At 64.2% G+C, this 24,828-nt stretch carries 24 protein-coding genes and 1 tRNA gene; 14 read left to right on the forward strand and 11 right to left on the reverse strand.

Going from position 1 to position 24,828, the window contains the following annotated elements; genetic code table 11:
- Positions 1–40: 40 nt before the first annotated feature.
- The 3 genes from pilB to C1933_RS15470 all read right to left on the reverse strand — a co-directional run bounded on the left by pilB (position 41) and on the right by C1933_RS15470 (position 4,424).
- Positions 41–1,768 (reverse strand): type IV-A pilus assembly ATPase PilB, encoded by a 1,728-nt coding sequence (pilB, locus tag C1933_RS15460; RefSeq protein ID WP_108753963.1) that lies wholly within the window; start codon positions 1,766–1,768, stop codon positions 41–43.
- Positions 1,769–1,873: 105 nt separating this feature from the next.
- Complete coding sequence (locus tag C1933_RS15465; RefSeq protein ID WP_159094005.1) at positions 1,874–3,871, reverse strand: sulfatase-like hydrolase/transferase; 1,998 nt, start codon at positions 3,869–3,871, stop codon at positions 1,874–1,876.
- A gap of 154 nt (positions 3,872–4,025) precedes the next feature.
- Positions 4,026–4,424, reverse strand: coding sequence for a prepilin-type N-terminal cleavage/methylation domain-containing protein (locus tag C1933_RS15470; protein ID WP_108753965.1), 399 nt, complete (start codon positions 4,422–4,424; stop codon positions 4,026–4,028).
- A gap of 354 nt (positions 4,425–4,778) precedes the next feature.
- Between C1933_RS15470 and C1933_RS15475 the strand changes: the two genes are divergently transcribed.
- The 3 genes from C1933_RS15475 to coaE are packed head-to-tail and all read left to right on the forward strand — an operon-like array spanning position 4,779 to position 7,529.
- A complete protein-coding gene (locus tag C1933_RS15475; RefSeq protein WP_108754866.1) occupies positions 4,779–6,038 on the forward strand; it encodes a type II secretion system F family protein in 1,260 nt (419 codons plus the stop codon).
- An 8-nt stretch (positions 6,039–6,046) separates the two neighbouring features.
- The gene (locus C1933_RS15480; protein WP_108753966.1) at positions 6,047–6,910 is read left to right on the forward strand and encodes an A24 family peptidase; all 864 of its coding nucleotides are present in this window, start codon (positions 6,047–6,049) and stop codon (positions 6,908–6,910) included.
- Positions 6,911–6,920: 10 nt separating this feature from the next.
- Complete coding sequence (gene coaE, locus C1933_RS15485; protein WP_108753967.1) at positions 6,921–7,529, forward strand: dephospho-CoA kinase; 609 nt, start codon at positions 6,921–6,923, stop codon at positions 7,527–7,529.
- Positions 7,530–7,749: 220 nt separating this feature from the next.
- On the opposite strand, the gene C1933_RS15490 is transcribed toward coaE, so the two are convergent.
- The 5 genes from C1933_RS15490 to rimK all read right to left on the reverse strand — a co-directional run bounded on the left by C1933_RS15490 (position 7,750) and on the right by rimK (position 12,252).
- Complete coding sequence (locus tag C1933_RS15490; protein WP_108753968.1) at positions 7,750–8,136, reverse strand: hypothetical protein; 387 nt, start codon at positions 8,134–8,136, stop codon at positions 7,750–7,752.
- Positions 8,137–8,615: 479 nt separating this feature from the next.
- Complete coding sequence (locus C1933_RS15495) at positions 8,616–9,986, reverse strand: HAMP domain-containing sensor histidine kinase (RefSeq protein WP_108750905.1); 1,371 nt, start codon at positions 9,984–9,986, stop codon at positions 8,616–8,618.
- Positions 9,949–10,626, reverse strand: a complete 678-nt coding sequence (locus tag C1933_RS15500; RefSeq protein ID WP_005410804.1) for a response regulator transcription factor — start codon at positions 10,624–10,626, stop codon at positions 9,949–9,951. Before C1933_RS15500 ends, C1933_RS15495 begins: the two co-directional genes overlap by 38 nt.
- A gap of 25 nt (positions 10,627–10,651) precedes the next feature.
- Positions 10,652–11,254, reverse strand: a complete 603-nt coding sequence (locus tag C1933_RS15505; RefSeq protein WP_159094006.1) for a hypothetical protein — start codon at positions 11,252–11,254, stop codon at positions 10,652–10,654.
- A 119-nt stretch (positions 11,255–11,373) separates the two neighbouring features.
- The gene (gene rimK, locus C1933_RS15510) at positions 11,374–12,252 is read right to left on the reverse strand and encodes a 30S ribosomal protein S6--L-glutamate ligase (protein WP_108753970.1); all 879 of its coding nucleotides are present in this window, start codon (positions 12,250–12,252) and stop codon (positions 11,374–11,376) included.
- Positions 12,253–12,603: 351 nt separating this feature from the next.
- Here rimK and C1933_RS20145 point away from each other — a divergent pair, with 351 nt between their 5' ends.
- From C1933_RS20145 to C1933_RS15535, 6 genes are all read left to right on the forward strand, one after another.
- Positions 12,604–12,756 (forward strand): hypothetical protein, encoded by a 153-nt coding sequence (locus C1933_RS20145; RefSeq protein WP_159094007.1) that lies wholly within the window; start codon positions 12,604–12,606, stop codon positions 12,754–12,756.
- Positions 12,757–12,821: 65 nt separating this feature from the next.
- The gene (locus C1933_RS15515) at positions 12,822–13,301 is read left to right on the forward strand and encodes a hypothetical protein (RefSeq protein ID WP_108753971.1); all 480 of its coding nucleotides are present in this window, start codon (positions 12,822–12,824) and stop codon (positions 13,299–13,301) included.
- A gap of 3 nt (positions 13,302–13,304) precedes the next feature.
- A complete protein-coding gene (locus C1933_RS15520) occupies positions 13,305–14,462 on the forward strand; it encodes an FtsX-like permease family protein (protein WP_108753972.1) in 1,158 nt (385 codons plus the stop codon).
- A 21-nt stretch (positions 14,463–14,483) separates the two neighbouring features.
- Positions 14,484–15,662: an FtsX-like permease family protein gene (locus C1933_RS15525; protein ID WP_108753973.1), complete on the forward strand. Its 1,179-nt coding sequence runs from the start codon at positions 14,484–14,486 to the stop codon at positions 15,660–15,662.
- A gap of 295 nt (positions 15,663–15,957) precedes the next feature.
- Positions 15,958–16,770, forward strand: coding sequence for an efflux RND transporter periplasmic adaptor subunit (locus C1933_RS15530; protein ID WP_159094008.1), 813 nt, complete (start codon positions 15,958–15,960; stop codon positions 16,768–16,770).
- A gap of 26 nt (positions 16,771–16,796) precedes the next feature.
- Complete coding sequence (locus C1933_RS15535; RefSeq protein ID WP_108753975.1) at positions 16,797–17,486, forward strand: ABC transporter ATP-binding protein; 690 nt, start codon at positions 16,797–16,799, stop codon at positions 17,484–17,486.
- Between the two features lie 45 nt (positions 17,487–17,531).
- Here the strand turns inward: C1933_RS15535 and C1933_RS15540 are convergent.
- Together C1933_RS15540 and C1933_RS15545 are read right to left on the reverse strand one after the other, a co-directional pair.
- Positions 17,532–17,605: transfer RNA gene (locus tag C1933_RS15540), tRNA-Gly, on the reverse strand.
- Between the two features lie 155 nt (positions 17,606–17,760).
- On the reverse strand, positions 17,761–19,593 hold the full coding sequence (locus C1933_RS15545) for an autotransporter domain-containing protein (protein ID WP_108753976.1): 1,833 nt from the start codon (positions 19,591–19,593) through the stop codon (positions 17,761–17,763).
- Positions 19,594–19,799: 206 nt separating this feature from the next.
- On the opposite strand from C1933_RS15545, the gene thiS reads away from it, so the two are divergent.
- From thiS to C1933_RS15565, 4 genes are all read left to right on the forward strand, one after another.
- Positions 19,800–20,000: a sulfur carrier protein ThiS gene (gene thiS, locus C1933_RS15550; RefSeq protein WP_108753977.1), complete on the forward strand. Its 201-nt coding sequence runs from the start codon at positions 19,800–19,802 to the stop codon at positions 19,998–20,000.
- Between the two features lie 146 nt (positions 20,001–20,146).
- On the forward strand, positions 20,147–20,941 hold the full coding sequence (locus C1933_RS15555) for a thiazole synthase (protein ID WP_108750910.1): 795 nt from the start codon (positions 20,147–20,149) through the stop codon (positions 20,939–20,941).
- A complete protein-coding gene (trmB, locus tag C1933_RS15560) occupies positions 20,941–21,675 on the forward strand; it encodes a tRNA (guanosine(46)-N7)-methyltransferase TrmB (protein ID WP_006387461.1) in 735 nt (244 codons plus the stop codon). The genes C1933_RS15555 and trmB overlap by 1 nt, the downstream gene beginning before the upstream one ends.
- A gap of 27 nt (positions 21,676–21,702) precedes the next feature.
- The gene (locus C1933_RS15565; protein WP_108753978.1) at positions 21,703–23,550 is read left to right on the forward strand and encodes an SLC13 family permease; all 1,848 of its coding nucleotides are present in this window, start codon (positions 21,703–21,705) and stop codon (positions 23,548–23,550) included.
- A gap of 452 nt (positions 23,551–24,002) precedes the next feature.
- On the opposite strand, the gene C1933_RS15570 is transcribed toward C1933_RS15565, so the two are convergent.
- Entirely contained in the window at positions 24,003–24,341 is a 339-nt protein-coding gene (locus tag C1933_RS15570) for a Rieske (2Fe-2S) protein (protein ID WP_108750913.1), read from the reverse strand.
- Positions 24,342–24,518: 177 nt separating this feature from the next.
- Here C1933_RS15570 and C1933_RS15575 point away from each other — a divergent pair, with 177 nt between their 5' ends.
- The gene (locus C1933_RS15575; protein ID WP_108753979.1) at positions 24,519–24,803 is read left to right on the forward strand and encodes a hypothetical protein; all 285 of its coding nucleotides are present in this window, start codon (positions 24,519–24,521) and stop codon (positions 24,801–24,803) included.
- The last annotated feature ends 25 nt before the right edge of the window (positions 24,804–24,828 follow it).

The raw sequence follows: 24,828 nt of genomic DNA on the forward strand, positions 1-24,828 counted from the left end.
CGTTATCCACGCGTGGCGTGGATCTACCGGGCCAACCGCGTCAATCCTTGGTAACGCGGTTGATCTCAGCCAGGCTGGTCACACCCGCCGCCACCTTCTTCAGGGCCGACTGGCGCAGATCATTCACGCCGATCGCCTGCGCGGCTTCGGCAATCTGCAGGGCGTTGCCGCCGGCCAGCACGATGGTGGAAATTTCGTCGGTCATCGGCATCACCTGGTACAGGCCGGTACGGCCCTTGTAGCCCTCGGTGCATTCATCGCAGCCCACGGCTTCATGCAGCTGGATGCCCGCATCCAACTGTGCCTGGGTGAAGCCTTCGGCCAGCAGCGCGTGTGCCGGCAGTTCAGCCGGACGCTTGCAGTTGTTGCACAGCCGGCGCGCCAGACGCTGCGCGATCACCAGGGTGACCGAACTGGTGATGTTGTACGGGGCAATGCCCATGTTCATCAGACGCGCGATGGTCTGCGGCGCATCGTTGGTATGCAGCGTGGACAGCACCATGTGACCGGTCTGCGCCGCCTTGATCGCGATTTCCGCCGTTTCCAGATCGCGGATTTCGCCCACCATGATGATGTCCGGATCCTGTCGCAGGAACGAGCGCAGGGCCGCCGCAAAGGTCATGCCGCGCTTGTTGTTCTGCTGCACCTGGTTGACGCCGGGCAGACGGATTTCCACCGGGTCTTCGGCGGTGGAGATATTGCGCGTTTCATCGTTCAGGATGCCCAGCGCGGTATACAGCGAAACCGTCTTACCCGAACCGGTCGGGCCGGTCACCAGCACCATGCCGTAGGGCTTGTGGATGGCTTCCAGGAACAGCTTCTGCTGGTCCGGCTCGTAACCCAGCTTGTCGATACCCAGCTTGGCCGCGCTGCCGTCCAGGATACGCAGCACCACCTTTTCGCCGAACAGGGTCGGCAGCGTGCTGACGCGGAAGTCGATCTGCTTGCTCTTGGACAGGTTCAGCTTGATGCGACCGTCCTGCGGCACGCGCTTTTCGGCGATATCCAGCTGCGCCATCACCTTCAGGCGGGCGGCGATGCGCTGGTTCAACTTCACCGGCGCGCGCGCCACCATCTTCAGCAGACCATCGATGCGCAGGCGCACGCGGTAGTCGTCTTCGTAGGGCTCGAAGTGGATGTCCGAGGCGCCCTTGCGGATCGCATCGACCAGCACCTTGTTGACGAACTTCACCACCGGGGTGTCGTCGCCCTTGGCGTCTACGCCGCTGTCGCCGGCTGCGGCATCTTCTTCACCACCGCTGATATCAAGGTTGGCCAACGCATCATCGTCGCCCCCCAACGAATCGCCCAGAGTGTCGTGGCTGGAATGCCACTGCTCCAGGGTGCGGCGGATCTGGTCTTCATCGACCAGGATCGGCTCCACCACCAGGTTGGTGTGGAACTTGATCTCATCCAGCGAATGGGTGGGGTTGCTGGTACCCACGAACAGCTTGCCGCCGCGCTTGAACAGCGGCAACACGTTGTGTTTGCGTAGCAACTCCTCGCTGACCAGGCTCATGGCGTTCTGGCTGCTGTCGAACGTGGATACGTCGAACAGCGGCATGCCGAACTCAACCGAATTGGCCGCTGCCAGCTGGGCGGCCCCCACCACCTTGTTCTGTGCGAACCAGCTCGGCAGCGGCTGTTTGGCGGCCGTCGCCTTGGCCATGGCATCGCGGGCGCCGGCTTCGTCCAGGGCGCCGTCCTGCACAAGGCGACGGGCCAGGCCGGTGATGCCGACGAGATTGGCGGTGGTGGCTGTATTCATGGAAGCTTCCGATCTGGTGATGAACGATGCCGCCGAAACGGACACGGGCTGTCTGGACTAGGCGATCAGCACTGCAATCTAAACAACACTCCACCCATGTTACAGCTAGTGCAGCAGACTGGCCGTAGTTGGACCCGCACTGAGCATTGCAACATCGGATCCGCAGAACAGAGCCGCAGTGTCATCCATGCTCCAATGTTCACACCATGCCTTGCGGAGTTCCTGTACAGGGGCCTGCTCCGGCGCATCCTTGAGCTTCCAGCCTTTCTGGTCTGCGCGATTAATCAGGAGCAGCCCATCTTCCGGAATCTCTGCGGCCATCAACACCCAGCCATCCAGATAAACAGCTCGCTGCCTGCGGCTGATCTGAAAGTCTTTCCACTTCGGCTTCACCTCGACACGCCCGAGATCGTTGACCTGATACATGGACGCCATCTCTCGCAAGACTGCAGCTTCGTCAATGCTCGACTTACGCAACGAGCCCGGAAAGTATGATGACTCGACAAAGCGCAACCGCCTGCCGGGCATCGTAACTCCGTCATCCAGTAAATTGTAACCATCGCGCGCCACATGGTCCCGCACCCCCGCCCTGCTAATCAGCGTCGGCGCGATGTCAATCAAGCTCGCGGGCTCTGTACGCACGGCAGCGGCAATGGACTGCCTTCCGAATCCGGCGAATGAAAGCAGCACTGAAGTCTGAGGGGAACGAATAGCGGACCCACCATGCCCATTGACGATGCCACCTGGAACCTCTACCTCGCCGGGCGGCCATACATCCTTGCTCATGTCGAAGTCTTCGCCATGGTCAGACATCAGGACCACGATCGCATTATCCAGCCGCCCCGCTCTGCGCAGGTCATCCAGAAGCCTTCCTGCTTGGCGGTCGGCCGTCGAAATTGCGCGAAGGTAATCATGATTCGAGTCCTGAAACTGCCCTGCGGGTAGTTTTTCGAACTGATCATGCTCAAAAAAGCCGATTGGCTCGTAAGGCCAATGCCCCATGCAGAAATGCACATACATGAAAAGCGGCTTGTCAGCGGGAGTCTGCCGCACACCTCGACTGAGCAGACGACTGAACGCCTCAGGTCGGTACACAGATGCATGTGCTCGATTCCCGTACACATTTGGAGTCAGCAATCGCGACACAGGTGCAGCCATCATCAAGTTGCTCAATACATTGTCGCCAAGCACGCCCAACAGCATTTCGCTCACGCCCATCCTTGGAGACAGAATGCGCTGGAATCCAAAGGCCTGATCAATGTTCGCAAATCGCGTCTCATCCATCGCAAAGACAGTGTCATAGCCAGCCGCATCAAAGGCAAATGCCATACTCTTCGAGGTCAAGGCAGTATTGACGGGAAAGAGGTTCCCGCGGGCGCCGCTATGAGCGGGCCACTGACCGGTCAGCACGCTCATGGTGGCCGGAGATGTATGCGGCTGCGGAGTCAACGTGTCTTCAAAAATCACAGACCGATCAAGCACTGCCTCCAAGTTAGGCATGATTCGGAATGGGGCGTGGTTCCGGTGCAGATGATCAGGGCGAAGGGAGTCAATTCCAACGATGATCACGTCCGGCTTCTGCACGGACGGGGCACGCCCGCGTCCGGGAAAGGCATTTAATGCCGGAAGCAGTGCCAGAGCCACAACGGAAGCGAGTCCTGCTCGCATCCAGCCCGATCGTCGGCAACCAATGACCAACCAAGTCGAGAAGTAGGCAATGCAGACAAGCGCAAGCGCTATCGCAGTTGTGCGAGCACTCGCGCGGAGGAGCACGAGTCCCAGCGCATCCCCCGCCACGGACTCCGGGTACAACCAGGCCGCGACGAACGAGATCGTCATTGAGACCAGAAACAATTGAATGAGAAGCGCGGGAAGGCGCCGCCCAGCTCTCAAGCGTGGGGACAGTAACGCGTTGAACGCGGAAGCATTTGCCCAAGCAAAAGCGACGTGCAAGAGCAGCATCACGATGAAGTAAGGGGCCATTCCAGCAATGGCGATGGACAAGGGAAACCCCGCAAGTCCGCTACTACCCGCCTGTGGGAGTCCATTGATCAGTTCATACTGCCGCTGATAAAGCAGCACGATCTGGAGGATCAGCCACATCCCGGTCCATACGAAAGAAACTGCATACATGGGCAATCCCAAGCACCTTCAAATCCACTGAGGCTCTATGCAACCAGCTCAATGAAATAACAATCAAAACGAAAACGGGGAGGCAAAAGCCTCCCCGTTCATGCCATGGCAATTGCAGAGCAGATTAGCCCTGGCAGGTGCCCGGACGATACTTCTTCTCGACGGTGCCACCGCAGACCCAGGTGACCTGCGAGTTCGACTTCAGGCTGGCTTTCAGAGTGATGTCGCCGGTGGCGCCCGGAACGGTCGAGGACGCGGTGATGGTGCTGCCGTCCCAGGTTACGCCAGACACGAAGTCAGACTTCTGCACTTCCGGAGTCCAGGAGGCCGGCGGCAGAGCGCCCGAACCAGCTGCGTACTCCGAAACAGCGGTACGCACGGCGGAAGCGGCCAGGATTACTTCAGAGACCTTGGCCTTCTTGGTGTAGTCACTGTACGCCGGCAGAGCGATGGCGGCCAGGATGGCAATGATCGCGACAACGATCATCAGTTCGATAAGGGTGAAGCCCTTCTGGTTCTTCATATTCGTACATCCCCAAGATAGTGGTGGTTGATGTCAGTGCCCAGGAGCGGTCCAGCCAGCGGCCGGGTGAGCGGGTCCTGTGCCCTGCGGGTGGATCAACGCAGGTTGCGTGCCAACCCCGGCACGCCTCCCCCTGAATTTCCCCGGTGCCAATGATGGCAGCTATTTCGCGGATGGGAACCCCCCGGTGAGCATTCTGCGACGGAGGCGGCAATGTGACGCAGTGCGTCACCTTTGGTCGGCGGTCGGCACGAATTCGCATTCCGGTCGGCCTGCCCGCTGCCCAGATGGCGTTTAACCCGCTAACATCGGACACTGGATGCCCGCCTGGGGATGGCGGGCCGGGGAGCCTACATGTCTGTCAGTCGCAGTGCGATCAAGAAAGAGCCCGTGGCCCGCGCCACGATGGAGCTGCAGCCGTTTGTCTGGGAGGGGACCGACAAGCGAGGTGTGAAGATGAAGGGAGAGCAGTTGGCGAAGAGCGCCAACATGCTCCGGGCGGAGTTGCGTCGGCAGGGGATCAACCCTGGTCAAGTGAAGCCAAAGCCCAAGTCCATCTTTGGCGCCGCCGGAAAGCCGGTCGGTGCGAAGGACATTGCCTTCTTCAGTCGCCAGATGGCGACCATGATGAAGTCCGGTGTGCCGATCGTTTCGGCACTCGAGATCATCGGCAGCGGGCACAAGAACCCCCGCATGAAGAAGATGGTCGATGGCATTCGTACAGACATCGAGGGAGGCTCGTCGCTGTACGAAGCAGTGAGCAAGCACCCCGTACAGTTCGACGAGCTCTATAGGAACCTGGTTCGCGCAGGTGAGGGCGCCGGTGTTCTGGAAACAGTTCTGGACACGGTTGCCACGTACAAAGAGAACATTGAGTCGCTGAAGGGAAAAATCAAAAAGGCCCTGTTCTACCCGGCCATGGTTGTTGTTGTGGCCTTGCTGGTCAGCGCCATCATGCTGATTTTTGTGGTCCCTCAGTTCGAAGAGGTCTTCAAGAGCTTCGGCGCAGACCTCCCAGCGTTCACGATGATGATCGTGAATCTTTCCCGATTCATGGTGTCCTGGTGGTGGCTGATGGCCATCGTGTTGATCGGATCTACCGTAGGCCTCGTAATGGCTTATAAGCGATCCCTCAAGATGCAGCACGCCATGGACCGATTGATCCTCAAGGTACCGGTCATCGGCCAAATCATGAACAACAGCGCCATCGCGCGCTTCGCCCGCACCACGGCCGTCACCTTCAAGGCCGGCGTGCCCTTGGTGGAAGCACTGGGCATCGTCGCCGGGGCCACGGGTAACAAGGTCTACGAAGAAGCCGTCTTGCGCATGCGCGATGACGTTTCGGTCGGCTACCCTGTCAACATGGCCATGAAGCAGACCAATATCTTCCCGCACATGGTCATCCAGATGACCGGCATCGGCGAAGAGGCCGGCGCACTGGATACGATGCTGTTCAAGGTTGCAGAGTATTATGAGCAGGAAGTCAACAATGCCGTGGATGCCCTGAGCAGCCTGCTGGAACCGATGATCATGGTCTTCATCGGTGTCGTCGTAGGCGGCATGGTCATCGGCATGTACCTGCCCATTTTCAAGCTGGGCGCCGTCGTCGGATAAGAATAAACATGGCATTTCTCGACCAGCATCCCGGCCTCGGCTACCCCGCCGCGGCCGGCCTGGGGCTGCTGCTGGGCAGTTTCCTGAACGTCGTCATCCTGCGTCTGCCCAAGCGGCTGGAATGGCAGTGGAAGCGCGATGCGCGCGAGGTTCTGGAAGAACCGGACTACTACGAACCTGCCCCGCCGGGCATCGTGGTGGAGCCTTCGCACTGCCCGCACTGCAAGCACAAGCTGTCCTGGTACGAAAACATCCCCCTGTTCAGCTGGCTGATCCAGGGCGGGAAGTGCCGTCACTGCAAGGCCCCCATTTCCATCCAGTACCCGCTGGTGGAAGCGCTGACCGCGGTGATGGTGCTGGCCTGCGTGTGGCAGTTCGGCTTCGGCTGGCAGGGCTTTGGCGCCATCGTGCTGACCTGCTTCCTGATTGCCCTGTCGGGCATCGACCTGCGCACCCAGCTGCTACCGGACCAGTTGACCCTGCCGCTGATGTGGCTGGGCCTGATAGGCAGCATCGACAACCTGTACATGCCGGCCAAGCCCGCCCTGCTGGGCGCGCTGCTGGGCTACCTGTCGCTGTGGTCGGTGTGGTGGCTGTTCAAACAGCTGACCGGCAAGGAAGGCATGGGCCACGGCGATTTCAAGCTGTTGGCGGCGCTGGGCGCCTGGTGCGGCATGAAGGGCGTGCTGCCCATCATCCTGATGTCCTCGGTGCTGGGTGCCATCATCGGCTCGATCTGGCTGTACAGCCGGGGCCGTGACAAGGCGACCCCCATCCCGTTCGGTCCCTACCTGGCGCTGGCCGGCTGGCTGTTCTTCATGTGGGGCGAGCCGCTGCTGAACCAGTATCTGGTCATGAGCGGGCTGCGCTGACGGCACCGCCATGAGCCGCTACGTGGTGGGCCTGACCGGCGGCATTGCCGCCGGCAAGAGCGAAGTGACCCGGCGCTTCGAGGCGCTGGGGATCGTGGTGGCCGACGCCGATCTGGCCGCCCGCGCCGTGGTCGCCCCCGGCGCACCGGCCCTGGCCCGCATTGCCGAGCGCTTCGGCGCCGACATGCTGCTGGCCGACGGCACCCTGGACCGGGCGCGGTTGCGCGCCCACATCTTCGCCGACCCGGCCGAACGCACGGCACTGGAAGCCATCACCCATCCGGCCATACGCCGGCTGATGCAGCAGCAGTGCGAGCAGGCGCCCAGCCCCTATGCGATTGCCGCCATCCCCCTGCTGACCGAAGTGGGCGGACGCACGGCCTACCCGTGGCTGGACCGCGTACTGGTGGTGGACGCCCCCGAGGCCGTGCAGCATGCCCGGCTGATGCAGCGCGATGGCATCGATGCCGCGCTGGCCGACCAGATGATTGCCGCCCAGGCCAGCCGCACACAGCGGTTGGCGCTCGCCGACGACGTGGTGGTCAATGATGGTCACCCGGATGACCTGCAGGCGCAGGTGGAAGCGCTGCATGAGCGGTACCTGCAGCTAGCGCACTGAACGTGCGTAGAGTCGAGCTTGCTCGACTGAACAGTCTTTCCGCACGCCTGATCGGGGTCAGAGCCCTTTCCGCAGGAAAGGGATCTGACCCTGGGCGACTGACTGATCTGGGGTCAGAGCCCTTTCCGCAGGAAAGGGATCCGACCCTGGGAGGCTGACTGATCCGGGGTCAGAGCCCTTTCCTGCGGAAAGGGATCTGACCCCGCCGGTTCCCTGCCCTTCAGCCCAGTTGGCGGCGGGCGTACTGGGCCAGTTCGCGGGCGGCCAGCAGCAGACCTTCCACGACGTCAGGCGGCAGCTGTTGGCCGGCGCTGCCTTGCACGCGGGCGGCTTCGGCGGCGTGCAGCATCTGGATCAGGGCGTTCAGACCGGCCAGGGTGCGGCTCAGGCTGGCCAGAGTGACGGCCTGGGCCGGCGTCAGGCCAGTGGCCTTCTGCGGCTGGCCTTCGGCAGTGTCGCGGCCATCCATGCGGGCCAGCAGGTTCGGCAGCAGGTCGGTGGGTTCAGAGAGGACGTCTTCAATGCGTTCGGCAATCTCGGCCGGAAGCTGGTCGATGGAATCGCCAACCAGGCGATGCAGGTTGGGATAGGCGGTGCGCTGTGACATGGCGATGCTCCTCCGCAGACGGCGGGGCCACCTGCGGATGCAAGGTGGCGGACGGTGCGGGTTGGCGTACCGGATCACAACAATCAACGAAACACTCCGGCGGATTCCAATGAATCCCCACGCACCGTCCGCCAGAAGCGGGCACACGGTGCATATTCCATGATGGCCAGCGGCACATCAGAGGTTTGTTGATTGTTGGGTAGATTTCAGGACGCCAATCCCGGCCAAGGCACCTGCCCCGGCCGGGCCATCAGGCCATCGCATGCCTCGGCAATCACGAGGCAAAAGCGCCACCGCCCCGACTCCGCAGCCCATTCGTGCCGCCACGCACAGCCGCTGCGCGATACCGATCACATCACCACGGTGTCGGGGCCGCAGAGAACGGCGCAACATCACCCACGCACACGCCAGTCGCGTCACATCGCGCGCAGTACGCGCGCCGACCAAGGTCGGCGCCTACCGGGTTTCCGTTCGCCCGATTACAGCGGCTTCGGCGAGAACGTCAGCGTGGCGATCACGCCGCGCTGGCCGCCCGGCCGTACGCTCACCTGCCAGCCGTACAGATCGCACAGACGACTGACGATCGACAGGCCGATACCGCCGCCCTGCGAATGGCCGGCATGCGTGCCGCGATAACCGCGCTGGAACAGCTTGGCGGCATCTTCCTCGCTCAGGCCCGGGCCGCTGTCGGTTACCGACACCGCATTGCCGCCCACGTGCACGCGCACGTCGCCATCCTGCGAATATTTCACCGCATTGCCGATCAGGTTGCCCAGCGCCACCGACAGCGCGGCCTCGGGCGCGTCGATCACCAGATCGCGCTCGCCTTCCAGCACCAGCTCCAACGGCTTGCCGCCCAGCTGTGCGCGGTGTGCATCCAGCAGCTGCTCGGCCACACGGGCCACGTTGCTGGTGCCCTGCCCGCGCTCGTTGCGCGACAGCAGCAGCAGAGCGCCAATCAGGTCGCTGCACTGCTGTTCAGCACGCTGGATGCGCTGCAGACGCTGCAGCACCTTGTCGTCCAGACCCGGGCGGGTCAGCAGCAGTTCGGTGGCACCGCGAATCACGGCCAGCGGCGTGCGCAGCTCGTGGCTCACGTCGGCATTGAATTCGCGGTCGCGCTGCACCACTTCGGTCAGCCGCGATGAATAGTCGTCCAGCGCCTGCGCCAGCTGCCCCACTTCGTCATCGGGGAAGCGCGGCGCCAACGGCTCGGGGTCGCTGCTGCCGCCGCGATAGGCGCGCAGGCGTGCGGCCAGGTCGGACACCGGCTTCATCACCTTCGAGGCCGACCACCAGCCCAGCACCAGCGACAGCAGGCTGAACACCAGGACCGACAACACCAGCGCGCGGCTGAGCTGCTGCCCACCGCGCACGCTGTCGGTCATGTCATAGGCCAGGAAGAACCAGGCGTCGTCGGCCTTGCGCACCGCAAGTTTGTAGGCGTACGGCTGGCCCTGCTCGTCGGTGCCGCTCAGGTTGTAGTTGCCGTTGGGCAGCGCGGCCCAGTCCGGCTGGTTCTCGCGCACCCGGTCGAACTTGTCGCGCGAGTACGCATACGCCTTGATCTGCTGCACCGGCACTTCCGGGTTGCGCCCGGGGTGTTCGTAGAAGCGACGCGCGTACTCGTTGATGTTGCGGTTCATCACGTCTTCCACCAGCTGGTTTTCCACGCGGATGCGGGCCCAGTTGGTGGCGAACGCGAACAGGGTTGTCAGGCAGAAGCCCAACAACACGAATGACACGATGATGCGGCTGCGCAGGCGCCGCCGATAAGGCGTGCGCCGACGCTCCCCTTTCGCCGCCACCGAATCAGGCTTCCGGTGTGGCGATGCGGTATCCGATGCCATGGCGGGTCTGGATCAGCGGCACTTCGAACGGCTTGTCCACCACTGCACGCAGGCCGTGGATATGCACGCGCAGCGAATCGGAATCGGGCAGCTCTTCGCCCCACACGCGGGTTTCCAGTTCCTGGCGGGTCACCACGGCCGGGGCCGCTTCCATCAGTGCCTGCAGGATCTTCAGGGCGGTGGGGTTGAGCTGCAGCAGCTTGCCCTGGCGGCGCACTTCCAGCGTGTCCAGGTTGTACTCCAGATCGCCGGTTTCCAGCACGCGGGTCTGCACGCCCTTGCCGCGGCGCGACAGCGCGTTCAAGCGCACTTCCACTTCCTGCAGCGCGAACGGCTTGATCAGGTAGTCGTCGGCGCCCGAATCGAAGCCGGCCAGCTTGTTGTCCAGCGAGTCGCGGGCGGTGAGCATGAGCACCGGGGTCTGCTTGCGCGCTTCATTGCGAAGCTTGCGGCAGACCTCGATGCCATCCATGCCGGGCAGGTTGAGATCCAGCACGATCGCGTCGAACTCATGCACCACGGCCAGGTGCAGCCCGGTCACACCGTCGGCGGCGAAATCGACGGTGTGGCCACGGTCTTCCAGGTAGTCCCCCAGATTGGCCGCGATGTCACTGTTGTCTTCGATTACCAGAATTCTCACTGTAGCCTCTTGAATGTTTGGTGTTTTAGCGTTCCGGCAACGGTCGGTTGCGCTGGACGTCGTTCAGGTCGCGCTGGCTGTCGCGGCGCAACGCGCGGCGCTGGGCCACGGTCATGCACTGCGAGGTCACCATGTTGCTGCCCACCGCGCGGGTGCGCTTGCAGATCATGCGGCTATCATCCTTGGCGCGGGTCAAGACCGTGTTGACGATCTCCTGGTCGTTGAAGACAGAGACCTGCTGGCTGGTGGAAAGTTCAGCGCCGCCGCTGCGGTCAATGGCGGTCTGGATGCGGGTCAGCGCATCGCTCACCTTCGCCTGCTCGCCGGCAGAAATCTCGGAATAGAGTTCACCCTTGGCCAGATCGGCGCGGATGGTGGAAATCTGGGTGTTGACCAGATCGGCCGGGCGGCTGACATCCAGCGGGCCGGCCGTGCCACTGCTTGCCGCAGCGCTGGCGGAGGCCAGGACGAACAGGACAGCACATGCAACCTTACGCATCACATTCCCCTCCTTAGGTGTGCCGGTAGTGGCCCAAGCATGTTCAGCCAAGACCCCGCCGTGCGCAAGTTGCTGCGCGGCAAGAAAAAAGCCCAGACGGCGCTGCGCCGCCTGGGCTTGAAGTGTCATCCCGATTACCGATCCTGCTGAGAGGCAGAGCTGCGGTGAAATGGAGACTACGCCCCGGCCGATTAAAGCGGTGTTAAACCCGTCCCTGCCAGCTGAACGAAACCGTACGCCATTGAATATCAAGGTTTTTTAAGCTTTTCCACATGCGCGATGATGCGCTCGGCCACGTCCACCCCGCAGGCGGCCTCGATGCCCTCCAGGCCCGGGGTCGAGTTCACTTCCAGCACCAACGGCCCGCGCTGGGAGCGGATCAGGTCCACCCCGCAGACCGACAGGCCCAGCGCCTTGGCCGAGCGCACGGCCATCTGCTGCTCGGCGCGGCTGGCCTTGGCCGGCTGGGCGGTGCCGCCGGCGTGCAGGTTGGAACGGAAGTCGCCCTCGGCGGCCTGGCGCTGCATGGACGCCACTACCTGGTCGCCCACCACGAAGCAGCGCAGGTCGGCACCCTTGGCCTCGCCAATGAATTCCTGCATGAGGAAGTTGGCGTACAGGCCACGCAGGGCCTCGACGATGCCGCGCGAGGCGCTGGCCTTCTCAGTCAGGATCACGCCCCGCCCCTGGGTGCCCTCGTTGAGCTTCACCACATGCGGGGCCGGGCCCAGCATGGACAGCAGGTCCACGGTGTCGTCGGGGTTGTCGCCGAACACGGTGACCGGCATGTCGATGCCCTTGGCCGCCAGCAACTGATGCGCGCGCAGTTTGTCGCGCGAGCGCAGGATCGCGTCTGACGGGTTGGGCGTGCGCGCGCCCATCAGTTCGAACTGGCGCAGTACGGCGGTGCCGTAGCGGGTGATGGAGGCGCCGATGCGCGGAATGACCGCATCCACGCCGGTCATCGGCCGGCCCTTGTAATGCATCGAAAAGCCATCGGCGGCAATGCGCATGTAGCAGCGCAGCGGGTCCAGCACGCGCACGGTGTGCCCGCGCGCGCGCGCGGCCTCGACCAGCCGACGGGTGGAGTACAGGGAACTGTTGCGGGACAGGATGGCGAGCTTCATCGCGGGGGCATCGGGCGGCAGGCGCGCAGCATAGCGCGGGCGTGTGGCGGCGGGATGATGCTGGTGTGGGTTGCGTTCACAGCCCCCTGTCTCTTTCGAGGGCAGAACCTGACGCTGGTGCCTGCCTGGCAAGGCACGCCCATCGGAGTCCACCCGCACGGGCAGGCCAGCGGCGACTCCCAGAGGGGCATCTTCGGCCGCCAAATGTCGTGATTTCCCGCCGATGTCTGAGAATTTTACGAAAAGCGGGCCGACGCCTTGCAGTCGTATCGATCGCATTCCTACATTGCACTGGCCCAAGGCGCCGAGGGCGTGGAAGTCCAACACTCATCCACTGAAATGGAGTTTTGCATGTTCACGAAGATCCGCACTTCGATGCTTGCCACTGCACTGCTTGCTGCTTCTGTATTCGGTTCCAGCAACGCTCTCGCAGCTGAAAGCGCACCCGCGACCGATGTCATCGTCATCTGCGACGCCAATCTCTGCGTGATTGTCGTTCTCTGATTCTGATCACCCGGGGGAGATTTGCGCGCCCGGGCCATCGCGCTCCATTGAAAGCAAGGAACACCATGAAGATCTCCATGGGGGTGGCGGCTGGTCTCGCCTTGATGTGCGGCCTGCCCTTCGCTTCATACGGCTCTGAGAACGCGACGGCAGGGAAAGCGGATGTACGTGCGTTCTTCCAGGCCTATCTTGCGGCTGCCAACGAACCGGTTCCAAACGTACAACTGCCGGCCATCTGGGTTTACTCGCCAGCAGGCCATCTGGTCGCCCGGATCGACAATGCCGACGACCTTGACGCGGCCAAGGCCATCCTGGCCGCGCCGCAGGCAGCGCCACTATCGACCATGCGGCTCACTCAGGTGACCGGCCTGCTGAAAACCCTGGGTGTGGACACGGGAGCAGTGCCAGAGGGGGCGTGGACCCTGCTGCTGCTGAGGAGCGAATCCTGTGCCCAGCCGTGCCAGCCATTCCATGCGGCAATGGCGTCGCTTCAAGCCAGTCAGCCCGGTGCCGTCAGGGCCGTGGACCTCGCCTTCAACCGCTGAATCATGGCCAACGCACTCAGCGCTTCTTTCTTCCTGGCCGTGGTGCGCCTACGCGAACAGCAGTTCAGGGGGTTGTATCTGGTAGCGACACTGGCGGTCACTGTGCTCGCATGGGTCGTTCTGTCTGCCTTGACCGATCCATTCCTGGTATCGCGGGCGGGGGGCAGCATCAATGCAGGTCTGGCCATCTCCAACGCGCGGGCGCAGGCAGACGCCTACCCGCTTCGCTACATGCACGAACTGGAACGGCATAGCGGGGTCGCCGGTACCACCTACCTCAGTGTCACCGCACTCCCCTGCGGCGCAGGCCGCAGCGTCATACCGCTCAACGCCATTGGCGGCTCCGGCACTGTTGCCAGACTCCGCTCCAGCGGGGTTCCGGGGGAGATGATCGAACGCTGGCGCGGCACCGAACAGGGAATACTTATCGGCGCAGAACTTGCCGAGCGCTGCAACCTGAAAGCCGGAATGAGCCTGCAACCCGCAGAGCTCCTCTCAGGCATCGTGATGCCAGTGACGATTATCGATGTGCTGCCACTGACCCAAGCACAACTGGGCAATCGCATTGCCTATGCGCACTATGACTACATCAACAGGCTGCTTCCCGTGGCGCAGCAGAATCGGGTCATGCGCGGCACAGTAACGGCACGAGACGCTGCCACCATCGAAAGCTTGGCCGATGCCATTAACCACAAGTTCGCCAGCCGCGACCCGCCGTTGCTTGCCGAACCCAGTACGGCTGTCCAGAGTGCGCTGGGTCGATTCGGTCAGGTCCAGGATCTGCTTGGCATCGTCATGCTCGCCATGGCCGCCTGCGCTCTGTTGGTGTTCGTCACGGTCTTGGCCCATCTGGTCGCGCTGCGGCGCGCCAGCATGGCGGGGCTGCTGGCACTGGGCTTCGGTCGCCGGCTGCAGTTCGCAGCACTGAGCGCCGAACTCGGGACCCAGCTTGTACTGGGAGTGTTGCTGGGTCTGCTGGGTGGCATTGCCGTCATGTCGGCAGTGAATCCGCAGGTCGAGTGGCTAGTCGGCCAACTGCGGGTGCCCGACTGGGCGCTGCTGTGGCTACCCGCAGGACTGGGGCTACTGGCCGTGGCTGCGCTGGCCCTGCCCGCCTACCGCATTGCACGCCTGCGGCCAGTCGATCACCTGCAGCCGTGACACCCCCCGGAGAAACCGTTCATGCGTACGACCGGACACGTCCGCCAACTGCTCTTCATTCTGCTATCGATGCATCGCACCCGCCCCCACGATGCGCTGATGATCTTCACCGGATTCGCCATAGCCGCCTCAACATTGACGGTCATGCTGTCCATTCCGGCGGGCATTGACCGCATCACGCGCCAGACGGGGCAGTCCGACATCGCACTGGCGATGGCCGCCAACGCCGTGGACGAATCCAGCAGCAGCCTTTCACAGGGGCAAGTGGCCCAGCTCTCACAGCTTCCACAGGTTGCGCGTGATGTCGATGGCCGGCCAAACGTGGCGCTCCAGTTCCTTGCCACCGCCCGGCTGCCCCGCACCGATGGCCAACCCGGGACCGTGCAGCTTCGCGGGATTGATCGCAATACCTGGGCACTCCTAGACAATGCGCCGATTCATGCAACCGGACGTTTTGAACCTGGTCAACGGCAGTGGTTAGGGAGCGCCACGCTGGCAGGACAGTATCCAGCGCTGAACCAGGCCACCACCGAGCTGCTGGGGGCGACGTGGCGACGGGTGGGTCTGCTGGAGGCCGGTGGGAACTTATGGGAGTCGGAGATCTGGGTAGAACAGTCAGCGCTGCAGGCAGCATCGAATCGGCCGTCCGGCGTTTCCTCCGCATGGATCAAGTTGACTGGCCCCGATCAGCTGGGCGAGCTGATCGCAGCGGGCCAGGCTGATCCCCGGCTGGAAGGGGTCCGGTTCGTAGGACAGGTGGACTACTACCAGCAGCAGATGGGGTTTCTGACTCGTCTGGTCACTGCAGCTGCGCTGGGGGTATCCCTGTTGCTGGGCGCGGGAGCCGCACTTGCCATCACAACAGCGCTGGACATGGTCCTGGACAAGCGTCGCCGCCAGCTGGCCACGCTGTGGGCGCTGGGCTTCAGCCCAGCATCCATCTGGCTGGCCGTCCTGACCGAGGTGGCAATCGTCGGAGTGCTGACGTCCCTGATGGCCGCCGCGCTGGTCCATGCCCTCCTGGACGGTACCCACTTTGGCACGTCGGGCGCGAGCCAGGCCGTATATGCAACGTTCGTCGTCGATTCCACCGTGGTTTCCGCGGTGCTGGCGTATGCCCTGCTTCTCGCCCTACTGGGTTCTGTACTGCCGCTGCGTCGCACCCTCAGCCGTGGCTTGGCGCAGGCACTGAAGAACTGACCCGAACACTTCAACAGGCTTGCTGAAGGCATACCCCATGACTCCGAAAACGCCCCCTTCTCGCAGCGATCTGCTCCACCAGCTCCGACGCGGCACGGCCGCCGGGGCCGTTGGGCCCATCTCTGGCATACGGCCGTCGGTGCGATGGCAAGTCTGGACTGTGCTCGTTCTACTGGCGCTCGGCATCGGTGCGTGGGTACTGGCAGGACACGGCAGCCCCCCTTCAACCTCCTTCGATCGCAACCGCGCCGCGGTCACTACGCTCCCTTCCCTCCCTGCCGCAGATCCGTCATCCATGGGCCTGGACGCCAGCGGCTATGTCGTGGCGCGTCGTACCGCCACTGTGTCGGCACAGACCATCGGCATGGTGACCGAAGTGCTCTTCGAAGAGGGGGAGGAGGTCGAGACCGGCCAGATACTGGCCCGATTGGATGGACGGTCCGCCCGTGCATCGCGGGACATAGCAGCACGCCAGTACGCCGCGGCCACGAAGCTGGCGCAGCAGTACCAGACGCAGCTCGATCAGGCTCAACGCGATGCCCAACGCGCCATCGAGCTTGCAGATCGTAAGCTGCTGGCCCATCAGGATGCCGAACAGGCACTGGCCAAGGTGGCAAGCCTGCGTGCGCAACTTGCCGCCCAGCGGAGCACGGCCGAGGCCAGCAAAGCACAGGTCGAGGCGGCGCAGGTACTGCTGGAGCAGACCGTCATCCGCGCGCCCTTCGCTGGCGTTGTCACCTCCAAGGCTGCACAGGTAGGCGAGATCATTTCGCCCAGCGCAGCCAGCGGCTTCACCCGCACGGGCATCGCAACCATCGTGGACATGCACTCGCTGGAAATCGAAGTGGATGTTGGCGAGGCCTACATCAGCCGGATCGCAGCTGGAATGCCAGCCCTAATCCGGCTGAACGCCTACCCCGAACTGGACCTGGCGGGGAACGTCATCGCCATCATCCCCACGGCTGACCGGGGCAAGGCAACCGTGCGCGCCCGGATCGGCCTGGACACACACGACCCGCGCATCCTGCCCGATATGGCCGCCCGTGTCAGTTTCCAAGGCAGGGCACTGCAGTCGACTCCCGCCACTGCCACGCCGTCGTCCTCGTGACTTCCGCCAAGGCTACTGGAGCCAACATGTCCTGCACCATTTCGCTTTCCGGCGTCAGCAAGTCCTACCAGCGTGGCAATCAACACATCCAGGTACTGCAGGCCATTGACCTGGTGGTACGCGCCGGTGAGTTCGTGGCCCTGATGGGACCCTCTGGATCAGGCAAGACCACACTATTGAACCTGATGAGCGGCGTAGATGAACCCAGCGCCGGAAGCATTCTTGTTGATGGCACCCGCGTTGACCAACTGGGGAGCAGCCAGTTGGCGGCGTGGCGCAGCCGCAGCGTTGGTTTCGTTTTCCAGTTCTACAATCTGATGCCCAGCTTGACCGCCTTGCAGAATGTGGAACTGCCGCTTCGGCTCACGCCACTTCCCGGTGCGGAACGGCGTCGACGCGCCGCGATTGCGCTGGAGCTGGTCGGGCTTGCCGACCGTGCGCGCCACCGCCCATCGGAATTGTCAGGGGGCCAGCAGCAGCGTGTGGCCATCGCGCGGGCGATTGTGACCGACCCCGACTTTCTGATCTGCGATGAGCCCACCGGTGATCTTGACCGGCAGTCAGCCGTAGAGATCATGGAGCTGCTGCAGCAGCTGAATCATGAATACGGCAAAACGCTGGTGATGGTCACCCACGACCCCAAGGCTGCCGAGTATGCCTCGCGCGTGTTGCATCTGGAGAAAGGCGAGCTGATGGCATCTGCAGCCCAGCCCTGAAAAAAACCCCGGCAACGGGCTGACCGTTACCGGGGTTTGGAATGCTGGAGCGGGCGATGGGAATCGAACCCACGTCAGTAGCTTGGGAAGCTACAGCTCTACCATTGAGCTACGCCCGCATTGCAGGGGGGAATCTTATGCGCAGCGGCCTGTATTGCGCAATGGTGGCCGCCGCGATGGGGTCAGAGCCGTTTCCGGGCGGAAACGGATCCGACCCCGGCGCAATGGGGTCAGATCCCTTTCCATGAGGAAAGGGCTCTGACCCCGCGTTGCATCAGAAGCTGCCGCTGAAGCTGGCGAACAGCGTGGCGTCCATTGCACGCTTCTGCAGCGTGGTGGCGCTGATGCCCACGTTGCTCTGCAGGCCGAACAGTTCCATGCGCGCGCCCAGGATGGCGGTGGCATAGTTCTTGTCGAAGTTCATGCCCGGCACACGGTACATGCCCACGTCCGGCAGGCTCTGCACCCAGGCGCTGGCCTGCTTGGTGTCTTCGAACTCGTGGTCGTAGGTCAGCTGCGCGTACGGCTTGACGGCACCGCCGTCGAAACGGGCCTGCCAGCCGATACGGCCCACGGTGGAATCGACATCCTGCTGGCCGTAGCCCAGGCCGGTGGCCAGGGTGTTGGCGGTGGCGCTTTCGGTGTAACCGTCGATCTTCACCTTCTGCCAGATGACCGAAGCGATCGGGCCATGGCGGAAGCCGCCTTCGGTGCCGAATTCGTAGCCGGCGTTCAGCGCCGCGGTCAGGTTGCTGCCGTCCGGCGAGCCGCCGTGTTCGCGGGTGGCCGGGCCCAGCTGCACCTTGCGGTTCACGTCGTAGGACAACCAGGTGTAGCTGACCTGGCCGTTCACCCACACGCGCTCGCCGTACCAGCCGGCGAACAGACCGGCGGTGGTGTCCTTCTGGGTGAAGTCGCCACGGTTGTTGCCGAAGTCGGCGTCCATGCGGCCGAAGCCGGCGAAGCCGCCCACCACCATGCCGTCACGCGCCCAGTCGATACCGGCCAGGCCGGCCGGGGCCATGCCGTCGTACACGTCGGCGTGGTCGTAGCGCTGCATGTCACCACGCAGGCCGCCCCACCACGACAGGCCATCGGCCGGACGACCGCTCTGGTGCAGGCTGACCTGGTCGGCACGCGAACGGCCGATGGTCTGCGCCGAATGGCTCAGCACCTGCTGCAGGCGCGGGCCTTCCAGGATGGAAATGGCGTACTGGCCCAGCATCTGGTGGGCAGCGCTGGTCGGGTGCACATCATCGGCGAACAGGTAGGTGCTGGCTGCGTCCGGGCGCGCGTAGGCCAGCGGGCTGCAGGTCAGCGACGAGGCCACCAGACAGGCGCGGCCGGTGACATTGCTGAAACCGTACATGCCCGGGTTGGCGATGATTTCGTGCAGCAGGGTGTAGGTATCGAGCGGAATGAAGTCGATGCCCGCCTGCTTCAGGCCGCCGTACAGGGCGCTGTTGTAGGCGTTGGACAGCGAGGTGCCCAGGGCCTGGCCAGCGGCGCCGCGGTCGATGAACCCCGGGGTGATGCCCACGTCGGGCAGGTTCGGCACCATCACGTACTCGGCGCCGGCCTGCTTCAGCGAGGCCACGATGCCGATCTGGTCGGTCACTGCCGCGCCGATGACGGCCGGGGCCTGGGTCGGGGTGGTGATGGCGAACAGATCGTTGGCGCCGCCCCACACGGTGTACAGCGCATTCGGGTCGGCCTTGCCGCCGTTGGCCGCCAGGTAGGTGGCGGTCTGGGTCTTCAGCGACGGCACCGGCACGTTGCCGAAGGCCGGCTGGGTCAGGTCGGTGCCCACGCGGGCGCCGCCCACGGCGTAGTTGTCGCCGCTCTGGCCCAGACCGTTCGGGGTGGCGTTGGTGCCGTAGTAGTCGGCCACGAACTGCGCCCACACCCAACCCGGGTTGGTGGTGAACTGGCCCGCCACCGGGCGCGCATCGGCCGGCAGCAGCGGACGGTAGTAACCGCTGTCGGTCAGGCTGTCACCGAAGAAGACGGTGCTGTTGAATGCGGATTCGCCTGCCATGGCCGGCAGCGCGGCCAGCGCGATCGCGGCCGCCATGAGGGAGCGGATCGGGCGTTTGCTGAGCAGCATGTAAAAACTCCTGGGGGAAAATGTTGGGGACCCGGCACACGTACGCCGGCGCACGGTGAATGGTTTCACCGTACCGCCGATTGCTCACGCTGCGCCGCCGCATGAATTGTCGCCCGGACCACCCCGGAACAACTGTGCCGGAGGTGGCGTTGCGACAGATTTGCAACGGTTCCGATCCAACCTGGCCATAAGCGACAATGCCGGGCATGAACATTCAGCTCAACGGCGAACCCCGCACCCTGCCCGCCCCGGCCACCGTCCACGATCTGCTTGCCGCCGAGCAGCTGCTGCAGCGGCGGGTGGCGGTGGAAGTAAACGGCCAGATCGTCAGCCGCAGCCGCCATGGCGAACACGCCCTGGCCGAAGGCGACGTGGTGGAGATCGTGCACGCCCTGGGCGGTGGTTGAGGCCAAGGGGTCGGATCCCTTCGCACCGCGCAGGGCTCTGACCCCACGCATCGCTCCACGGCTCAGAGCCCTTTGCCGCTGGCAAAGGGATCCGACCCTGCTCCCGGCGTGACCCCATCTTCAGGCGGATAGGCGATAATCGCGGCATGAACGTTCATGTCTCCCCCGATTCGCTGGTGATCGCCGGCAAGACCTACGGCTCGCGGCTGCTCACCGGCACCGGCAAGTTCAAGGATCTGCAGGAAACCCGCCTGGCCACCGAGGCCGCTGGCGCCCAGATCGTCACCGTGGCCATCCGCCGCACCAACATCGGGCAGAACCCCGGTGAACCGAACCTGCTGGACGTGCTGCCGCCGGACCGCTTCACCATCCTGCCCAACACCGCCGGCTGCTATACCGCCGAAGACGCCGTGCGCACCTGCCGCCTGGCGCGCGAGCTGCTGGACGGCCACAACCTGACCAAACTGGAAGTGCTGGGCGACCAGAAGACCCTGTACCCGGACGTGGTGCAGACCCTGAAGGCGGCCGAGCAGCTGGTGAAGGATGGCTTCGAGGTGATGGTCTATACCTCCGACGACCCGATCCTGGCCAAGCGCCTGGAAGAGATCGGCTGCGCGGCGGTGATGCCGCTGGCCGCGCCGATCGGTTCGGGCCTGGGTATCCAGAACAAGTACAACCTGCTGCAGATCATCGAAGACGCCAAGGTGCCGATCATTGTCGACGCCGGCGTGGGCACCGCCTCCGATGCGGCCATTGCCATGGAACTGGGCTGCGACGGCGTGCTGATGAACACCGCCATTGCCGGCGCGCGCAACCCGGTGCTGATGGCCAGCGCCATGCGCAAGGCCGTGGAAGCCGGCCGCGAGGCCTTCCTGGCCGGGCGCATTCCGCGCAAGCGCTATGCCAGTGCGTCTTCGCCGGTGGAAGGGGTGATCGGCTGATGACCAATCCCTTCGACAGCGCCGGTTCCAAGGCCCCGCCCAAGCCCTTCACCGTGAGCGAAGGCCGCCGCGAGGTGCGCAGCTTCGTGCTGCGCCAGGGCCGCTTCACCCCCGCCCAGCAGCGCGCGTTCGACGAACGCTGGCCGCGCTTCGGCATCGACTACAACGGCCAGCCGCGCGACCTGGACGCCACCTTCGGCCGCCCGGCGCACAAGGTGCTGGAAATCGGCTTCGGCAACGGTGCGGCCATGCGCTTCGCCGCCCAGCACGATCCGTCGCGCGATTACATCGGCATTGAAGTGCACGCCCCCGGCGTGGGCCGCCTGCTGAACGCGCTGGCCGATGACAATGCCGACCACGTGCGCCTGTACCACCACGATGCGGTGGAAGTGCTGCAGAACGAGATTGCCGACGGCGCGCTGGACGAAGTGCGCATCTACTTCCCCGACCCGTGGCACAAGAAGCGCCACAACAAGCGCCGCCTGCTGCAGCCGGCGTTCGCCGAGCTGATCGTGCGCAAGCTGCGCCCGGGTGGCCGCCTGCACTGCGCCACCGACTGGGAAGACTACGCCGAGCAGATGTGGGACGTGCTGGACGCCACCGCCGGGCTGGTGAACCGTGCCGGCCCGCGTGGCAGCGTGCCGCGACCGGACTGGCGCCCGCAGACCCATTTCGAGACCCGCGGCCAGAAGCTGGGCCACGGCGTCTGGGATCTGCTGTACGACCGCACCTGACCGCCCACCGAGGAACCTGCGCCCCACATGGATACCGCGCTGACGCTGACCAACGACATGAAGCTCGTGCTCGGGCTGGTTGGTTTCACGATGGCGATGTTCCTGTTCGAGCGCATCCGCGCCGACGTGGTGGCGCTGGTGGTGCTGGTGGTGCTGGGCGTGACCGGCCTGATCGCCCCCGAAGAAATCTTCGGGGGCTTTTCCGGTAACGCGGTGATGAGCATCATCGCCACCACCATCCTGGGCGCGGGCCTGGACCGCACCGGCGCGCTGAACCGGCTGGCGGCGTGGCTGCTGCGGCGCGGACACGGCGTGGAGCAGCGGCTGCTGATGATGACCACCGCCATTGCCGGCTTGAACTCCTCGTTCATGCAGAACCCCTCGGTGATGGCCTTGTACCTGCCGGTGGCCTCGCGCCTGGCCGCGCGCACCGGGCTGACCCTGCAGCGCCTGCTGCTGCCCATTTCCGCGGCGATCGTGATGGGCGGCGCGCTGACCATGGTCGGCAATTCGCCGCTGATCCTGCTGAACGATCTGCTGGCCTCGGCCAACAACAATCTTCCCTCCGGCCTGGCCACCATCGAGCCGCTGCGCATGTTCGCGCCGTTGCCGATCGGCGTGGCCCTGCTGGTGGCGTCGCTGCTGTACTTCCGCTATTACGGCGACCGCAAGCTGATCGAGGAAGAGAACCTGGTGAACGACGGGGTGACCCCGGCGCGCACCGAAAGCTACTTTGCCAAGACCTACGGCATTGAAGGCGATGTCTTCGAGCTGGTGGTGACCGCCGAGAGCCCGCTGGTGGGCATGACCCTGGGCGAGGCCGAGAACCTGCACGACGCACCGCTGCTGCTGGCGCTGAAAACCGGCAATGACACCCGCCTGGCGCCGCCGGCGGAAATGCGCATCTGGGTGGGCAGCGTGCTGGGCGCGATGGGCCCGCGCGCGCAGATCAACGATTTCGCGCAGAACCAGTTCCTGCGCATGTCCTCGCGCCTGAAGCACCTGGGCGACCTGTTCAACCCCAGCCGCGCCGGTATTTCCGAAGCGGTGGTGCCGCCCACCTCGAACGTGATCGGCAAAAGCGCGGCCGATCTGCGCCTGCGCAAGGAACGCGGCATCAGCCTGCTGGCGATCAACCGCGACAAGCAGGTGATCCGCGAGGACGTGCGCGATGTGCAGTTGCGCGCCGGAGACATGCTGGTCTTCCACAGCATCTGGACCGACCTGGCGCAGGCCGCGCGCAGCCGCGACTTCGTGGTGGTGACCGATTACCCCACCGGCGAACAGCGCCCGCACAAGTTCAAGATCGCCATGGCGATCTTCGCGCTGACCATCCTGATCGCGCTGACCAGCAAGCTGCCGGTGGCGCTGACCCTGATGACCGGCGTGGCCGGCATGCTGCTGACCGGCGTGCTGCGCATGGACGAGGCCTATGCCTCGATTAACTGGAAGACAGTGTTCATGATGGCCGGCCTGATTCCACTGGGCTGGGCGATGGATTCCAGTGGTGCCGCCGCATGGGTGGCCGGGCACACCATCGACAAGCTGCCCACCGGCATTCCGCTGTGGGTGCTGGAAGTGGCACTGGCACTGCTGACGACCGCGTTCTCGCTGGTGATCAGCCATGTGGGCGCGACCATCGTGATGGTGCCCATTGCGGTGAACCTGGCACTGGCGGCCGGCGGCAACCCGACCGCGTTCGCGCTGATCGTGGCGCTGTCGGCGTCCAACAACCTGATGACGGCCTCCAACCCGGTCATTTCGATGATCACCGGCCCGGCCAACTACACCCCGCGCGAGATGTGGCGCGTGGGCGGACCGCTGTCACTGATCTACACCTGTGTGGTGGTGCTGATGATCAACCTGATGTTCTGAGGTCGCACCCGGCTCTGGTGGGTGTCGACCTTGGTCGACACGGATTTTGTAGGGTCGAGCCATGCTCGACTGCTGCCGGCCCGATGGGGTCGGATCCGTTATCCTGCGGAAAACGGATCCGACCCCGGACCTGAGGCCGCAGCCGGCTCCGGTAGGTGTCGACCTTGGTCGACACAGCTTTTGTAGAGTCGAGCCATGCTCGACTGCTTCCGGCCCGATGGGGTCAGAGCCGTTTTCCTACAGAAAAAGGATCCGACCCCGGACCTGAGGTCGCACCCGGCTCTGGTAGGTGTCGACCTTGGTCGACACAGCTTTTGTAGAGTCGAGCCATGCTCGACTGGATCCGACCCCGGACCTGAGGTCGCACACAGCTCTGGTAGGTGTCGACCTTGGTCGACACAGCTTTTGTAGAGTCGAGCCATGCTCGACTGGCTCCGACCCCGGACCTGGCCTCAGGCCAGGTAAACCTGCCCGTCGCGCACATCCACCGGCACTGCGCGCAGGCGATCGCCCTTGCACGGGCCCGCCACGCAATCGCCGCTGTCCAGCGCGAACGATGCGCCATGCGCGGCGCACACCAGATGGCCTTCGCGGCTTTTCAGGAACTGCCCCGGCGCCCAGTCCAGGCGGCGGCCGGCATGCGGGCAGATGTTCAGGAAGGCGCGCACCTGGCTGCCGTCCCGATACAGCACCACCGATTCGGCATCGCCGTCCACCAGCGCTTCAACCTCGGCAAAGGCCCCATCAGCAAGGGCTTCCAGAGCAATGAGGGCGGCAGCGGGGGTCGTCATGGCGAAGGCTCGAACGTAAAGCGCCATTGTCGCACGCGCGCTCAGGTCACTGGCTCTCACATGAACACAAGTCATTGATTGGTAATAAGCCGGGGCTATATTTAACGACTTTTTCACTCAATGACAGTGGCGCCTCCGGATACTGGCGGTTCGCTGATTTCAGCCTATCGAGCCGCCATGTTTACTCGCGCATCCGCCGTCCACCACTTCCGTACCCTGTTCGCGCCGCGCAAGCCGCGTAACCCGCTGGTGCGCATTGCCGTGGGCCTGCTGGGCCTGGCCATCCTGGCCGCCATGGTGTTCGTGGGCGTGTTCGTGGGCGCAGCGATGATCCTGATCGGGCTGGCGTGGAAGCTGCTGGCCTCGCGCAAGCCGGCCAGCGTCGGCAGTGCCGCCGACCCCAACGTGGTGGAAGGTGAGTACCGCGTGGTGCGTAAATCGGCGCTGTCCTCGCCGCGTTGAAGGCTGGCACCCGCTGACGGCGGGT

The organism is Stenotrophomonas sp. ZAC14D2_NAIMI4_6 (assembly GCF_003086875.1).
Lineage (GTDB): Bacteria > Pseudomonadota > Gammaproteobacteria > Xanthomonadales > Xanthomonadaceae > Stenotrophomonas.

Bases quoted from the DNA above. Each gene is read 5' to 3' on its own strand.
- C1933_RS15520 (WP_108753972.1), top strand. From the start codon at position 13,305: ATGGCCAACGCACTCAGCGCTTCTTTCTTCCTGGCCGTGGTGCGCCTA.
- C1933_RS15535 (WP_108753975.1), top strand. From the start codon at position 16,797: ATGTCCTGCACCATTTCGCTTTCCGGCGTCAGCAAGTCCTACCAGCGT.
- thiS (WP_108753977.1), top strand. From the start codon at position 19,800: ATGAACATTCAGCTCAACGGCGAACCCCGCACCCTGCCCGCCCCGGCC.
- coaE (WP_108753967.1), top strand. From the start codon at position 6,921: ATGAGCCGCTACGTGGTGGGCCTGACCGGCGGCATTGCCGCCGGCAAG.
- C1933_RS15465 (WP_159094005.1), bottom strand. From the start codon at position 3,871: ATGTGGCTGATCCTCCAGATCGTGCTGCTTTATCAGCGGCAGTATGAA.
- C1933_RS15555 (WP_108750910.1), top strand. From the start codon at position 20,147: ATGAACGTTCATGTCTCCCCCGATTCGCTGGTGATCGCCGGCAAGACC.
- C1933_RS20145 (WP_159094007.1), top strand. From the start codon at position 12,604: ATGTTCACGAAGATCCGCACTTCGATGCTTGCCACTGCACTGCTTGCT.
- C1933_RS15525 (WP_108753973.1), top strand. From the start codon at position 14,484: ATGCGTACGACCGGACACGTCCGCCAACTGCTCTTCATTCTGCTATCG.
- trmB (WP_006387461.1), top strand. From the start codon at position 20,941: ATGACCAATCCCTTCGACAGCGCCGGTTCCAAGGCCCCGCCCAAGCCC.
- C1933_RS15475 (WP_108754866.1), top strand. From the start codon at position 4,779: ATGTCTGTCAGTCGCAGTGCGATCAAGAAAGAGCCCGTGGCCCGCGCC.
- C1933_RS15545 (WP_108753976.1), bottom strand. From the start codon at position 19,593: ATGCTGCTCAGCAAACGCCCGATCCGCTCCCTCATGGCGGCCGCGATC.
- rimK (WP_108753970.1), bottom strand. From the start codon at position 12,252: ATGAAGCTCGCCATCCTGTCCCGCAACAGTTCCCTGTACTCCACCCGT.
- C1933_RS15495 (WP_108750905.1), bottom strand. From the start codon at position 9,986: ATGGCATCGGATACCGCATCGCCACACCGGAAGCCTGATTCGGTGGCG.
- C1933_RS15565 (WP_108753978.1), top strand. From the start codon at position 21,703: ATGGATACCGCGCTGACGCTGACCAACGACATGAAGCTCGTGCTCGGG.
- C1933_RS15480 (WP_108753966.1), top strand. From the start codon at position 6,047: ATGGCATTTCTCGACCAGCATCCCGGCCTCGGCTACCCCGCCGCGGCC.
- C1933_RS15575 (WP_108753979.1), top strand. From the start codon at position 24,519: ATGTTTACTCGCGCATCCGCCGTCCACCACTTCCGTACCCTGTTCGCG.
- C1933_RS15505 (WP_159094006.1), bottom strand. From the start codon at position 11,254: ATGACACTTCAAGCCCAGGCGGCGCAGCGCCGTCTGGGCTTTTTTCTT.
- C1933_RS15515 (WP_108753971.1), top strand. From the start codon at position 12,822: ATGAAGATCTCCATGGGGGTGGCGGCTGGTCTCGCCTTGATGTGCGGC.
- C1933_RS15470 (WP_108753965.1), bottom strand. From the start codon at position 4,424: ATGAAGAACCAGAAGGGCTTCACCCTTATCGAACTGATGATCGTTGTC.
- C1933_RS15570 (WP_108750913.1), bottom strand. From the start codon at position 24,341: ATGACGACCCCCGCTGCCGCCCTCATTGCTCTGGAAGCCCTTGCTGAT.
- C1933_RS15490 (WP_108753968.1), bottom strand. From the start codon at position 8,136: ATGTCACAGCGCACCGCCTATCCCAACCTGCATCGCCTGGTTGGCGAT.
- C1933_RS15530 (WP_159094008.1), top strand. From the start codon at position 15,958: ATGGGCCTGGACGCCAGCGGCTATGTCGTGGCGCGTCGTACCGCCACT.
- pilB (WP_108753963.1), bottom strand. From the start codon at position 1,768: ATGAATACAGCCACCACCGCCAATCTCGTCGGCATCACCGGCCTGGCC.